The organism is Alcanivorax sp., from assembly GCF_051117345.1.
Lineage (GTDB): Bacteria > Pseudomonadota > Gammaproteobacteria > Pseudomonadales > Alcanivoracaceae > Alcanivorax.
Genome location: NZ_JBNPEC010000164.1, coordinates 1 through 13,158 on the forward strand (window position 1 = coordinate 1; position 13,158 = coordinate 13,158).

Annotated in this window: 15 protein-coding genes; 12 read left to right on the forward strand and 3 right to left on the reverse strand. The window is 60.0% G+C overall.

The genetic code is table 11. The features are described 5' to 3' along the window. The 10 genes from cyoB to ACFE0K_RS10905 form a co-directional block, all read left to right on the forward strand. Positions 1-1,807, forward strand: a 1,807-nt coding sequence (cyoB, locus tag ACFE0K_RS10860) for a cytochrome o ubiquinol oxidase subunit I (RefSeq protein ID WP_434536083.1), incomplete at its 5' end; no start/stop codon positions are given. Next, complete coding sequence (gene cyoC, locus ACFE0K_RS10865) at positions 1,800-2,435, forward strand: cytochrome o ubiquinol oxidase subunit III (protein ID WP_434536084.1); 636 nt, start codon at positions 1,800-1,802, stop codon at positions 2,433-2,435. The genes cyoB and cyoC, both read left to right, overlap by 8 nt. Next, positions 2,432-2,788 carry a cytochrome o ubiquinol oxidase subunit IV gene (gene cyoD / locus ACFE0K_RS10870; RefSeq protein ID WP_434536085.1) on the forward strand — a complete coding sequence of 119 codons (357 nt, stop codon included), beginning with the start codon at positions 2,432-2,434 and terminating at the stop codon, positions 2,786-2,788. Before cyoC ends, cyoD begins: the two co-directional genes overlap by 4 nt. A 133-nt stretch (positions 2,789-2,921) precedes the next feature. Continuing rightward, complete coding sequence (locus tag ACFE0K_RS10875) at positions 2,922-3,632, forward strand: SURF1 family protein (RefSeq protein WP_434536086.1); 711 nt, start codon at positions 2,922-2,924, stop codon at positions 3,630-3,632. Between the two features lie 187 nt (positions 3,633-3,819). Beyond that, positions 3,820-5,148, forward strand: coding sequence for an ATP-binding protein (locus ACFE0K_RS10880; protein WP_434536087.1), 1,329 nt, complete (start codon positions 3,820-3,822; stop codon positions 5,146-5,148). 3 nt (positions 5,149-5,151) lie between these two features. Further along, positions 5,152-5,703, forward strand: a complete 552-nt coding sequence (locus ACFE0K_RS10885) for a response regulator transcription factor (RefSeq protein WP_434536088.1) — start codon at positions 5,152-5,154, stop codon at positions 5,701-5,703. Between the two features lie 307 nt (positions 5,704-6,010). Next, positions 6,011-6,433 (forward strand): VOC family protein, encoded by a 423-nt coding sequence (locus ACFE0K_RS10890; RefSeq protein ID WP_434536089.1) that lies wholly within the window; start codon positions 6,011-6,013, stop codon positions 6,431-6,433. A gap of 79 nt (positions 6,434-6,512) precedes the next feature. Continuing rightward, on the forward strand, positions 6,513-7,523 hold the full coding sequence (locus ACFE0K_RS10895) for an AraC family transcriptional regulator (RefSeq protein ID WP_434536090.1): 1,011 nt from the start codon (positions 6,513-6,515) through the stop codon (positions 7,521-7,523). A gap of 93 nt (positions 7,524-7,616) precedes the next feature. Then, positions 7,617-8,249 carry a sterol desaturase family protein gene (locus ACFE0K_RS10900; protein WP_434536091.1) on the forward strand — a complete coding sequence of 211 codons (633 nt, stop codon included), beginning with the start codon at positions 7,617-7,619 and terminating at the stop codon, positions 8,247-8,249. A gap of 92 nt (positions 8,250-8,341) precedes the next feature. After that, positions 8,342-9,400 carry a DUF6670 family protein gene (locus ACFE0K_RS10905; RefSeq protein WP_434536092.1) on the forward strand — a complete coding sequence of 353 codons (1,059 nt, stop codon included), beginning with the start codon at positions 8,342-8,344 and terminating at the stop codon, positions 9,398-9,400. A gap of 3 nt (positions 9,401-9,403) precedes the next feature. On the opposite strand, the gene ACFE0K_RS10910 is transcribed toward ACFE0K_RS10905, so the two are convergent. Genes ACFE0K_RS10910 through ACFE0K_RS10920 form a run of 3 tightly spaced genes read right to left on the reverse strand, consistent with a single transcriptional unit; the run spans position 9,404 to position 10,763 of the window. Then, positions 9,404-9,745 carry a DUF3301 domain-containing protein gene (locus tag ACFE0K_RS10910; RefSeq protein ID WP_434536093.1) on the reverse strand — a complete coding sequence of 114 codons (342 nt, stop codon included), beginning with the start codon at positions 9,743-9,745 and terminating at the stop codon, positions 9,404-9,406. Beyond that, the gene (locus ACFE0K_RS10915) at positions 9,742-10,308 is read right to left on the reverse strand and encodes a DUF1415 domain-containing protein (protein ID WP_434536094.1); all 567 of its coding nucleotides are present in this window, start codon (positions 10,306-10,308) and stop codon (positions 9,742-9,744) included. Before ACFE0K_RS10915 ends, ACFE0K_RS10910 begins: the two co-directional genes overlap by 4 nt. Further along, positions 10,305-10,763 carry an MOSC domain-containing protein gene (locus ACFE0K_RS10920; RefSeq protein ID WP_434536095.1) on the reverse strand — a complete coding sequence of 153 codons (459 nt, stop codon included), beginning with the start codon at positions 10,761-10,763 and terminating at the stop codon, positions 10,305-10,307. Before ACFE0K_RS10920 ends, ACFE0K_RS10915 begins: the two co-directional genes overlap by 4 nt. A gap of 343 nt (positions 10,764-11,106) precedes the next feature. On the opposite strand from ACFE0K_RS10920, the gene trpE reads away from it, so the two are divergent. Continuing rightward, positions 11,107-12,600, forward strand: coding sequence for an anthranilate synthase component I (trpE, locus tag ACFE0K_RS10925; protein ID WP_434536096.1), 1,494 nt, complete (start codon positions 11,107-11,109; stop codon positions 12,598-12,600). After that, the coding region (locus ACFE0K_RS10930; protein WP_434536097.1) for an anthranilate synthase component II at positions 12,600-13,158 on the forward strand (559 nt) is incomplete at its 3' end. The genes trpE and ACFE0K_RS10930, both read left to right, overlap by 1 nt.

Consider the following 13,158-nt stretch of genomic DNA (forward strand, 5'->3'; position numbering starts at 1 on the left):
GAAGATCGGCATCATGTACATCATCCTGGGTCTGGTGATGCTGCTGCGCGGCTTCGCCGATGCCATCATGATGCGCCTGCAACAGGCCTTCGCCTTCGGCGACAACATGGGCTATTTGCCGCCGGATCACTACGACCAGATCTTTACCGCCCACGGCGTGATCATGATCTTCTTCGTGGCCATGCCGCTGGTGACCGGGATCATGAACTACCTGATTCCGCTGCAGATCGGCACCCGTGATGTGGCCTTTCCGTTCCTGAACAACTTCAGTTTCTGGATGACCACCGGTGGCGCCGTGCTGATGATGATGTCCCTGTTCATCGGCGAGTTTGCCAAGACCGGCTGGCTGGCGTATCCGCCCTTGTCGGGGATATTGCAGAGTCCCGGGGTGGGAGTGGATTACTACATCTGGTCGTTGCAGATCGCCGGTGTGGGTACGCTGTTATCGGGGATCAACCTGCTGGTGACCATCGTCAAGATGCGCGCCCCGGGCATGAGCCTGATGAAGATGCCGGTGTTCACCTGGACCTCCCTGTGCACCAACGTGTTGATCGTAGCCGCCTTCCCGGTGCTGACCGCCGTGCTGGGCATGCTGACTCTGGACCGTTACCTGGACACCGCCTTCTTCACCAATGACATGGGCGGCAACGCCATGATGTACGTGAACATGATCTGGATCTGGGGTCACCCGGAGGTGTACATCCTGATCCTGCCAGTGTTCGGTATCTTCTCCGAGATCGTGGCCACCTACAGCCGCAAGCCGCTGTTCGGTTACACCTCCATGGTCTACGCCACCGTGGTGATCACCGTGCTGTCCTACCTGGTATGGCTGCACCACTTCTTCACCATGGGCTCGGGGGCCAGCGTGAACTCGTTCTTCGGGATCACCACCATGATTATCTCGATACCGACAGGGGCGAAGATCTTCAACTGGCTGTTCACCATGTTCCGTGGCCGCATCAAGTTCGATGTGCCCATGTTGTGGACTCTGGGCTTCATGGTCACTTTCGTGATCGGTGGCATGACCGGGGTGTTGCTGGCGGTACCGCCGGTGGACTTCGTGCTGCATAACAGCCTGTTCCTGATCGCGCACTTCCATAACGTGATCATCGGTGGTGTGCTGTTCGGTCTGTTTGCCGGTATCACTTACTGGTTCCCGAAAGCCACCGGTTACAAGCTGGATGAGTTCTGGGGCAAGCTATCGTTCTGGTTCTGGCTGATCGGTTTCTACTTCGCCTTCATGCCGCTGTACGTGCTCGGCCTGATGGGCGTGACCCGTCGTGTCAGCCACTTCGAGGATCAGTCCCTGCAGATCTGGTTCCAGATTGCCGCCTTCGGTGCGGTGCTGATTGCCGTGGGTATCGCTGCCTTCCTGATCCAGTTGATCGTCAGCTTCCGTCGCCGCGAAGCGCTGGCCGACGAGACCGGTGACCCGTGGGATGGCCGTACCCTGGAGTGGTCTACCTCCTCGCCGCCACCGCCGTACAACTTTGCCTTCACCCCGCGCGTGCACGATCTGGACGCCTGGTGGCAGATGAAACAGCACGGCTTCAAGCGCCCGGAATCCGGCTTCATCCCGATCCACATGCCCAAGGGCACCTGGGCAGGCATCGTGCTGTCGGCGATCAGCGTGGCCTGTGGCTTCGCCCTGATCTGGCACATGTGGCTGGCGGCGGCGGTGACCTTCGTGGCACTGATCGGTACCGCCATCTACCACACCTTCAATTACGACCGTGACTACTACATCCCTGCGGAGGAAGTAGAGCGGATTGAAGCCGAACGAACCAAGGTGCTTGCCAATGTCTGAAGCAACCATGACCGCTGACGTGAAAACTCAGGATGGCCAGCTGGAGTTTCTGGTGAAGGGGGATCACCACCCCCAGAACGGGACGCTGCTGGGCTTCTGGCTCTACCTGATGAGCGACTGCCTGATCTTCGCTGCCCTGTTCGCTACCTACGGGGTGCTGGCGCGCAGCTATGCCGGTGGCCCCACCGGCATGGAAGTGTTCGATCTGTCCCTGGTGGCGATCAACACCTCGTTCCTGCTGTTGTCCTCCATCACCTATGGCTTTGCCATGCTGCAGATGCAGGCCAACCGACTGAAGGGCACCCTGTTCTGGCTGGCGATCACCGGCCTGCTGGGCGCTGCCTTCCTGGGGCTGGAGATCTACGAGTTCTATCACCTGATCCACATCGGTGCGACGCCGCAGACCAGCGGCTTCCTCACTGCCTTCTTCGCCCTAGTGGGCACCCACGGCCTGCACGTGCTGTTCGGCATCGTCTGGCTGGTGACCCTGTTGTTCCAGCTGAAGAAGCACGGCCTGATCCCCGAGAACAAGCGCCGGGTGTTCTGCCTGTCCATGTTCTGGCACTTCCTGGACGTGGTCTGGGTGGGTGTCTTTACCTATGTCTATCTGATGGGAGTGCTGCCATGAGTGAGCATACACACGACCACGATCACCACGAAGCGCAAGGCCCCCACGTTAGCCTGAAGGAATACGTGATCGGCTTTGTGCTGGCGGTGATTCTTACCGTGATCCCGTTCTGGCTGGTGATGGGCAATGTGTTTGAAAGCTCCACCACCACAGCGCTGCTGATCCTGTCCTTCATGGTGGTGCAGATCGTTGTCCACATGGTGTTTTTCCTGCACATGAACTTCCATTCGGAAGGAGGCTGGAACATGCTGGCGCTGATTTTCACCCTGGTGCTGGTGTTTATCACCCTGGCCGGTTCCCTGTGGGTGATGATCAGCCTGAACAATAATATGATGCCGGGCATGATGGGGTAACACGGGCAGTCCACGAAACCCGGCCACTGTAGGAGCTTGCCTGCAAGCGAATCTGACCCTCGAAGAGAGGCAAAAATTCGGCTGCAGGCAGCCTCCTACAGATTTTTCCTCCCTCGTTTGAAGAGGCATTCCCATGGCTCGTCGGCGTCTTCTTTCTTTCCTGTTTCTGCTGTTCTGTCTGGCGGCCTTTGCCGGCTTTATCGCCCTGGGTGTCTGGCAGGTGCAGCGCCTGGCCTGGAAAGAGGATCTCATCGCCCGGGTGGATGCCCGTGTCCATGCGCTACCGGTAGACGCGCCGGGGCGGGGTGGCTGGTCCGCCGTCAATAAAGCCTCCCACGAATACCTGCGCGTGCAGCTAACGGGGCAATATTTACCCGAAGGGATCTCCCTGGTGGCTACAGCCACGGAGGAGGGCCAGGGCTACTGGGTGATGACGCCGTTACAGCGGACGGATGGCAGCTGGGTCTACATCAACCGGGGGTTCGTACCCCAGGCCGAGCGGGCGCAAGCCAGCCGGGGAGACTTTACCCCGGACGGTGAGGTCTCGGTGGCCGGCTTGCTGCGCCTCAACCAACCGGGGGGCGGCGTGCTACGGGACAATGTACCCACCGAGAACCGCTGGTATTCCCGGGATGTGCTGGCCATGGCCGAACAGCACGGGCTGGCACCGGTGGCCCCCTTCTTTATCGATGCGGATGCCAGTGAGCAACCCGGACCGGTGGGAGGGCTGACCGTAATCCGTTTCCCCAATAATCACTTGGTTTACGCCATCACCTGGTTTGCCCTGGCGCTGGGTGTGATGCTGGCGGCCTGGCTGGTGGTACGCGAACAGCGCAAGCGCTGAAGAGCCTGATTGCACCCTGTGGGAAGCGATGCTTGCATCGCGAAGGTCCGGGACCCGTGCCACCTTCTTCGCGATGCAAGCATCGCTTCCCACAAAAGGGCGATTCGGTAGGCGTAAGCGTGATGAGTGATCCGTTGTGCCAGAACCTCCTCACACCTTCACGCCGAAGTCGGTAAACTGACTCGCCATGGAAAAACTGACAATGACAGCCCCTGCCGGCACCCCGCCCCTGGCGGCCATCCGCCGTTCCAGTGAGGACGTGGCCGGCCGCAAGAACCTGCAACTGCTTATCCAGCTGCGCTGGATCGCCATGGGCGGTCAGCTGGCGACCATCCTGCTGGTGCACTTCGGGTTCGGCATCACCTTGCCGCTGGGACAGATGCTGGTGGTGTTGTTTGGTCTGCTGTTACTGAATGCCGTCAGCCTGCTGCGCCTGAAGTTGCCGAAAAGCATCGGCAATACCGAGCTGTTCCTGTCGTTGCTGATCGATGTGGCCACCCTGACCATCCTGCTGTATCTCAGCGGCGGGGCCACCAACCCCTTCGTGTTTCTCTACCTGTTGCAGGTGATTCTGGGTGCTGTGCTGCTCAAGGTGTGGTCCACCTGGGTAATCCTGATTACCACCACCCTGTGTTTTGCCTGGCTGGCCTGGTCAGGCAAGCCGCTATCGCTGCCGCTGGATCATTCAAAAGGGCTGTTCAGCCTCTATATCGAAGGGATGATTATCTGCTTTGTGCTCAACGGGGTGCTGTTGGTGATCTTTATCAACCGCATTACCCGCAACCGTCGCCAGCGCGACGAGCATCTGGCGGAGCTGCGCCAGCGCGCCGCCGAGGAAGAGCACATTGTGCGCATGGGGCTTCTGGCAAGTGGCGCCGCCCACGAGCTGGGTACACCGCTGGCGACCCTGTCGGTGATTCTCGGGGACTGGCGGCATATGGAGCCGTTTAAATCCGATCGGGACATGGCCCAGGAAATCGGCGAAATGCAGACCCAGGTGCTGCGCTGTAAATCCATCGTCAGTGGCATTCTGCTCTCCGCCGGCGAGGCCCGGGGCGAATCCTCCGAGGAAACCACCGCCCGGGAATTCCTGGATGACCTGGTCACCGAATGGCGGGAAACCCGGCCGGTGAAAGACTTTATCTACCGCAATGACTTCGGCCAGGACCTGAGCATCGTGTCCGATTCGGCCCTCAAGCAAAGTATCCATAACGTGCTGGACAATGCCCTGGAGGCATCCCCGCAATGGCTGCGCCTGGATGTGCACCGTGACGACGACACCCTGGTGATCTCGGTGACCGACCGAGGCCCTGGCTTCCCGCCGGCCATGCTGGAAAGCCTGGGGAGGCCCTACCAATCCAGTAAGGGGCGATCGGGAAGTGGGCTCGGTCTGTTCCTGGTGATGAATGTGCTGCGCACCCTGGGCGGCAACCTGCGCGCCCGCAATCTGGTCCAGGGCGGTGCCGTGGTGATGCTGTCGTTGCCCCTGTCCGCAGTCATCCTGGAAGAGGAATAAGTTGTGAGTGATGTTGAGCAACAGACAGAGCGCTTGCTGCTGATCGTGGAAGATGACGAGGCCTTCGCTCGCACCCTCAGCCGTTCCTTTGAACGGCGCGGCTATACCGTGATCCATGCTGCCGGCATGGAAGACATGCTCGTCCTGCTGGACAGTCATGACCCCGGGTATGCAGTGGTAGATCTGAAACTGAAAGGGGAGGCCTCCGGGCTGGCCTGTGTGCAGAGTCTGCATGAACACAATGACGATATGCTGATCGTGGTGCTCACTGGCTACGCCAGCATTGCCACGGCGGTGGAAGCGGTGAAGCTGGGCGCCTGTCATTACCTGGCTAAACCTTCCAATACCGACGATATCGAAGCCGCCTTCCTGCGTGCCGAAGGCGATGCGGATGTGGCCCTCACCGCTCGGGAAACTGACCTAAAAACCCTGGAATGGGAACGCATCCACGAAACTCTGGCAGAGACCGGCTTCAATATTTCCGAAACCGCGAGACGTCTTGGCATGCACCGCCGCACCTTGGCCAGGAAGCTGGGCAAGCAGAGGGTGAAGTAAGGCAGTTAACAGTTAATAGTGAATAGTTAACAGCGAAACAGAATGCCGACCCTTGCCGTAGGAGCGTCGCTGGCGGCGCGATTACAGAACTCAATCAAAAGCATTTTCACCACAGAGGCCACAGAGAACACAGAGAAAAATCCTTCTGTTCCTCGGTGATCTCTGTGCCCTCTGTGGTGATATTCCGGTCTTTACGGTTTGCTATCGCGCCGCCAGCGACGCTCCTACAAAAACTTGGGAGCCTGTCGAAAAACCGTCACTGCAATCGATTAGCTATGGAAAGCCAATCCCTTCAAGGAGAGAAACCATGTCAGACGTCCGTCTCAATCCTTACCTGAACTTCCAGGGCAACTGCCGGGAAGCCTTTGATTTTTATGCCAGTGTGCTCCAGGCCGAGATCAGTTTCCTGATCACCATGGGGGAGTCGCCCATGGCCAGTGAGGTGCCTCCCGAGTGTCACAACAATATCTGCCATGTCTGCCTGAAAGGTGACGGCATTGTGCTGATGGGCTCGGACTGCCCGCCGGAATATTTCGAAAAGCCCCAGGGCACCGTAATCAATGTGCAGGCAGAAACCGCTGCGCGGGCGGAGGAAATCTTTACCGCCCTGAGCGAAGGGGGCGAAATCCGCATGCCCATGGAAGAAACCTTCTGGGCGGAGCGTTTCGGCATGTGCACCGACCGCTTCGGGGTGCCCTGGATGGTCAACTGCGAAAAGCCCATGCCGTAGATGGTTCGTCCGGCCCGGACCGCCTGCACCGAGTGCATGCAGCGTGCCTGCATGCACTCTCCTCCGTATACTTGTCCCCATGAGCAACATACCCGCCAGCGATAACGGTACTTTTCTGTGGATGACCTACCAGGCCATGAGCAAGGCGGGCCTGGATTGTGCTGCCATCTTTGCCAGTGTCGGTATGCCCGATGAGCCGCCGGATCAGTCCCTGCGTCGTATCAATTCCCCCCAGCAACGATTCTGGGCTGCGGCGGAGCGAGTCAGTGGCGATACGGATATCGGTCTGCGGATCGGCAGTATGTTGCCGGCCTGGCGAGGGCAGGTTTTGGAATATCTGTTTCTCAGCAGTCCGACCTTTGGCGCCGGGCTGGAGCGGGCCTTGCGTTATAGCCGGTTGATGACCGACGCCATGCAATTGCAGCTGCGTGTGGAGGACGACAGGGCGATTCTGTCCGGGCTCAGCCATCCGGTTCGTCATTATCTGGAATGTGCTACCTGCATTTTGCTGGGCTTTCTGCGTCAGGTTTCCGACGGTGACTTTCAGCCACACCATATCCAGTTTGAATACGCTGAGGGCGCCAGCGCGGCCCGTTACCAAAGTGTCTATCGGTGCCCGGTGGTGCTGGGGGCGGAAGAGGGTGCGGTGGTGTTTCCGGCTGCCTTGCTGGATCGGCCTTCGCCTGCGGCGGAGCCGGAGCTGTTGGCAGTGCATGAAAAGTTGGCCTTGCAGAAAATGGCGGATCTGGCGCGCCAGGATTTCCTGCTCACCCTGGAGCGGGAGTTGGGTAGTCTGTTGGAGCAAGGCGGTGCGTCCCTGGATGCACTTGCTGCGCGGGTTGGCCGCAAGCCCCGGGCCCTGCGTGCGGAACTGGACGAGGCCGGCACCAGTTTCAAGCAGCTGCTGGCCGGCTATCGGGAGCGCCTGTCGCGGCGCTTGCTGGCGCGCACCCAGGAACCCATCGACCAGATTCTCTACCTCACCGGTTTCTCCGAACCGGCGGCGTTTACCCGCGCCTTCAAGCGCTGGACCGGGGAAACCCCTTCTGCCTATCGCAAACGCAAGCAGTCGGAAAACCCGGATTCTTGATCCTGGTGACGGCGATGGCTGCCGTACGGATCAAAGCGATCGGGGGGAAACCGGGCAGGATAGCCGGCAACTGGTTATCAACGAGGTCTTCCCATGCTCGGTTTTCCCGTCGCATTGCTGTCCGCCAACGCCTTCGAATGGTATGCCCACAAGGTGTGGCTGCACGAATACCCCAGAAAACACCGTAACAGTCCCTTCTTTACCCATATCCGTCACCACAAGCGTGCCCGCTTGAACGGTTTCGAAGACCAGGGGTACACCGCCTCCATGTGGCAAGACCAGGAAATGTTCAACGAGAAAATAGCCTTGATAGGCCTGTGTGTGGTGTTTACCCCCACCGTGGTGGTGGCGCCCTTTTTCACTGCCGGGGTCTATTACGGGGCTTGGCAGTACTGGAGCAAACACAGCAAGGCGCACCTGGACCCGCAATGGGCGAAAGCCAACCTGCCCTGGCATTACGACCACCACATGAATACCAACCAGGACGCCAACTGGTGTGTGACCCGCCCCTGGTTTGATTACATCATGGGTACCCGGGTGATCGGCGAGGCGGATATCGCGGAAACCAATCCGCTGGGTATGGACCTGCCGGCCTGGATCGAACAACCGGTCAACAAACTGGCCCGCCGTCTGTTGCCAAAGGCTTTTGCCCGTCTGGATGCGCATTGCCGGGAAGAATCTTTTCGCAAGGCTCAGGGCCAGGTGATGGCCATAGAGGCAGCCTGACCCTGTGATCGTGGGGGCTTCGCAATCTCGCATAGAGGCCTGAATAAGAGGTGAATAAATTGTTATCGTCAGGAAAAATACCCGGCCGCGTCATGTCGCTGCTGAATCACGCTGTTGTCGACGGGGTGTTGCCACGGATTGACAGTGCGGTGGCGGCCTCGGTTGAGCCGTTTACCGTGCCGGACATCATGCGCCCGGATGGGGGCAGCAAACGTTATGGCATAGTGCACTACGGCGTTTTCATTCCCGGGCTGCCTGAGCCGTTTCGTTACTGCAATATCATGACCCTGCTGGGAGCTACGGGCACGGTCATCATGGACAACGATTATCTGCTGTCCGATCCGCCTTCCGATACCGCCACCTTCCTGTGCTCCACGGCGCAGGGGCAGAATCACCATTACCAGGCCTATTCCATTGCCCGAGAATGCCGGCGAGAAGAGGGCGATGTGCTGGTGAGCTTCGGTGACAATCTGGTGATCACCGGCGAGTTTCCCCGCTATCAGGTCAAGGCGGCGTACGAGAATTTTGAGTTGGCGCTGGATATCCATTGCACGGACACGGTGTCGTGGTTTGTGCGCAATGCGATCTATGACCACTTCAGTCTGTTGGCGTCCTGTAGCGGCACCCTGACCCAGAACGGACAGAGCCTGGAGATTCAGGACCATCTTTGCACCTTTGAATATGCGCGCAGTGCCAGCCCGTATGCGCTGACTCGCCGCCCGATCCCGGATGTCTGGAAACTGCCGGCGGATTTCTTTACCTACCAGATCATCAACCTGACGGATGACACGCAACTGCTGCTGACGAAAGTGTGCTCCCTGGGGCGGACCGTTTTCCAGGGCATGCATGTGCGTACCCGTGATGGCGAGGCGGATATTCATGTGGACGATGTGAGCTTCGAGGTGCTCGAGCACCAGCAGGAGGATGCGCTGGCGCCGGATGGCAAGGCCATGCGCCTGCCGGTGCGGTTCCGGTGGCGGGTGCGAGAGAAGGGTGCCGAAGTGCTGGAGATCGAATGCCGTATCGCCAGCCGTTGGCGCTTCGGGCTCGGCCGTGGTTACACCGCCTCCTATGCCTTCGAGGGCCATTATCAGGGGCAGGCCGTCACGGGCGATGGCTATATCGAATACATCGACTGTCAGGCGCGTTAACCGTCAGTGGAGTTGTTCCGGCGGTGGCGTGTAGCGGTGGGGCGGTAGCTCCACCCGCTGCACCTGGCCGCCTTGCACATAGGTGTGGCCGGCGTAGCGCTCGCCACCGGTGACAGTGAATTCAAAGCGGTAGACGCGGGTGATGCGGCGTTTGCCGTGGCGATCCTTCGTTAAGGTGAGCGTCTCCAGCCCCACGGTGTCATCCAGAAATTCCACCTCTTCCCGTTGGCAAAATCGCCGGGTGTAGATCAACGCCCGTTCGCGGATCCCGTGGGAGCGCCAGAACAGGGCGGCAATCACCACCACCGCCGTGACCAGGCCGATATCTGTGAGATCCAGACTCATGGGGTGGTTCCTGTCAGGTTGCCGAACAGGCTGCGCCACTGGTCGTCACTGAGGCCGTTGAGGGTGGCGATGTTGCGCTCGGGAATCTGCTCCGGGTCCGGGTAGCTGGCCAGGCCGCGGTCCAGGCTGGCTTCACGGAGGAGGTGCAGGATCGGGTAGGGGGCCCGGTTGGTGAAGTTCTCCCGGTCGTCTTCCTCCGTATCGGCGAACTGATAGGCCGGGTGAAAACTGGCAATCTGATAGGTGCCTTCCCAGCCCTGCTGTTCCAGTAGAGCATCGGCAAGATCCAGCATGTCGTTGTAGTCGAGAAAATCGTCCAGCTGGTCGGGGATGATCAGCAGGGTGGTGTCGATTTGCTCGGCGGGAGTCTGATCCAGCCGCTCCAGCTCGTCGTAGAGGTCTACCAGCAGGGTTTCCACATTACGGCTGTCGCTGACAGCAAAATGCACCTGGCCGGCACCGAGAGGCTTGCGGGCAAAGGGGCACAGGTTCAGGCCAACGACGACCTGCTCGAGCCACTGGCGAGTGGCGCTGATAACGGTTTCCTGTGTAGTGGTATTCATGAGGCCTCAGTCTTGATGCTGTCGCCCACACGAACCACGCCGCTGGACAGGATTTCACAACGCAGGCCGCCGCGGCCCAGTAGGGCCTTGACCACCTGGGGAGGTGTCAGGTCGCCGGCCAGCAATTTGCCCACCACGGAGCAGGGCTCGCACAGTTCGATGCCGCGCAGGCGGATGTTACCGAGCAGAAATTCCCGGCCTTCCAGGGCATTCAGGTCCACCCCCTCGGTGAGGACATTGCGGCGCAGAGTGTGTGATTCAACCTGCTGCTGATAATCACGGTTGTAGGCGGCGATGGCTTCGGATTCGATCAGGGTAATCTGTTCGGCGGGCTTTGCATTGCGTTTGTAATGACGGTCGCCAACGATGCCGCACCCGGCACGTAGCTGCACAGCGGGCTGACTTTCCACAGGGCCGCGGGATTCGCTGGCAGTGTAAAGGGCGAGAATTTTCATGGGGCTCCTGGATTGACGCCGGACGCTGGATACAAAGGCGTCAGTTTAGCAGTTTCCTCCGGGTTTTCAGCGTCTGGGGTAGAGCGTCTGGCGTCCGGCGTTCTCATTAGCTAGAATTCCCCCAATCTTCACGTTTGAGAAAGGACGTCCCCCTTGGACCGTGCCCTGATCAACAGCTTTGCCTTCCTCTCCGCACCCGCCAGCTGGCGATGGTGATGCTCCCTCTGTGCCTGTGTTGAACGCTTGCACGGGTACCCCCTTTTTGCCTTGTTTTTCCTCTACAATTGTTGCACTTGTCGGCCTGTGCGTTTGAATGGCCGAGCGAAGACCAATAGGGACAACCATGTCACAACAGCAACTGGATCGTTATGCCCGAGAGGGCTATACCCGGGTGCCGCTGGTACGCGAGGTGCTGGCGGATCTGGATACGCCGCTGACCGCCTACCGCAAACTGGCCCAGGGGCCTTACAGCTACCTGTTTGAATCCGTTCAGGGCGGCGAGCGCTGGGGCCGCTATTCCATTCTCGGGCTGCCGGCCACGGAAGTGATCCGCATCACCGGCCAGGCCGTTACGGTCAGTAATGAAGAAGGCGAGACCACCACCGAGGTGGCGGACCCGATCCAGTGGATTGAAGACTACCGTCAGCAGTATCGTTCACCGGAAATTCCCGGGCTGCCCCGTTTCAACGGCGGCCTGGTGGGCTACTTCGGCTACGACAGCGTGCGTTATTTCGAGCCCCGGCTGGGCCCGGCGCCGGGTGAGGATGTGCTCGGCGTGCCGGATATTCTGCTGATGCGCTCTGAAGAAGTGGTGGTGTTCGATAACCTGCGCGGTGCCCTGTTTCTGGTGGTCCATGTGGACCCCCGTGACACCGATGCCGGTGAGCAGGCCGCTCAGCGCCTGGATGAGCTGCAGACGCTGCTGCGCGCGCCCCTGCCGGAGCCGGCGCATACCGTCTACGGCGAGCCGGTGGACGAGAGCGATTTCCGCAGCGAGTTCCCGGAAGAGCAGTTCAAGGCCGGGGTGGAAAAGGTGCGCGAGTACATTCTCGCCGGGGACGTGATGCAGGTGGTGCCGGCCCAGCGCATGAGCTGCCCCTTCAAGGCGCCGGCGCTGGATCTGTACCGGGCCCTGCGCTACCTGAACCCGTCGCCTTACATGTTCTATCTGGATCTGGGGGACTTCCATATCGCTGGCTCGTCACCGGAAATTCTCACCCGGGCAGAGCAGGGCGCCGTCACCGTGCGACCCATCGCCGGTACCCGCAAACGCGGTGCCAGCAGCGAGGAAGATCAGGCCCTGGAAGCGGACCTGCTGGCCGATCCCAAGGAAATCGCCGAGCACCTGATGCTCATCGATTTGGGCCGCAACGATGTAGGCCGGGTCGCCAAGCCAGGCAAGGTCACGCTCACCGATAAAATGGTGGTGGAGCGTTACTCCCACGTCATGCATATCGTCTCCAACGTGGAAGGGGAATTGCGCGACGGCCTGGGGCCGCTGGACGTGCTGCGCGCCACCTTCCCGGCGGGCACCCTGAGCGGCGCGCCGAAAATTCGCGCCATGGAAATCATCGACGAACTGGAGCCCACCAAACGTGGTGTCTACGGCGGTGCTGTGGGCTATATCGGTTTCAACGGTGACATGGATACCGCCATCGCCATCCGCACCGCCGTGGTCAAGGATCAGCGCCTTTACGTACAGGCCGGCGCCGGCATTGTTGCCGACTCTGTACCCCAGTCCGAATGGGACGAGACCATGAACAAGGCCCGGGCCGTTTTCCGGGCCGTCAATCTGGCACTGGGTGGTCTCAACCTGGCAGACGGAGGGCAGCGGTAATGCGTGTGCTGATGATCGACAACTACGACAGCTTTACCTACAACCTGGTGCAGTACCTGCAGGAGCTGGGCGCCGAGGTGTTGGTGTACCGCAATGACCAGATCTCCATCGACGAGATCGAGGCGTTGAACCCGGACCGGCTGATGATCTCCCCGGGCCCCTGTACGCCCAACGAGGCGGGTATCTCCATTGCCGCCATTCAGCACTTTGCCGGCAAGCTGCCGATTCTGGGGGTCTGTCTGGGCCACCAGAGCATCGGTCAGGCCTTTGGTGGCAAGGTGGTGCGCGCCCGCCAAGTGATGCACGGCAAGACTTCACCGATCTACCACAGTGGCGTGGGCATTTTCCGTAACCTGCCGTCTCCCTACACCGCCACCCGCTATCACTCCCTGGTGGTGGAAAAGGACACTCTGCCGGATTGCCTGGAAATGACCGCCTGGACCTGCAATGAAGACGGTAGCGTGGACGAGGTGATGGGCATGCGCCACAAGACTCTGCCCATCGAAGGGGTGCAATATCACCCCGAGTCCATTTTGAGTGAGCATGGCCATGCCCTGC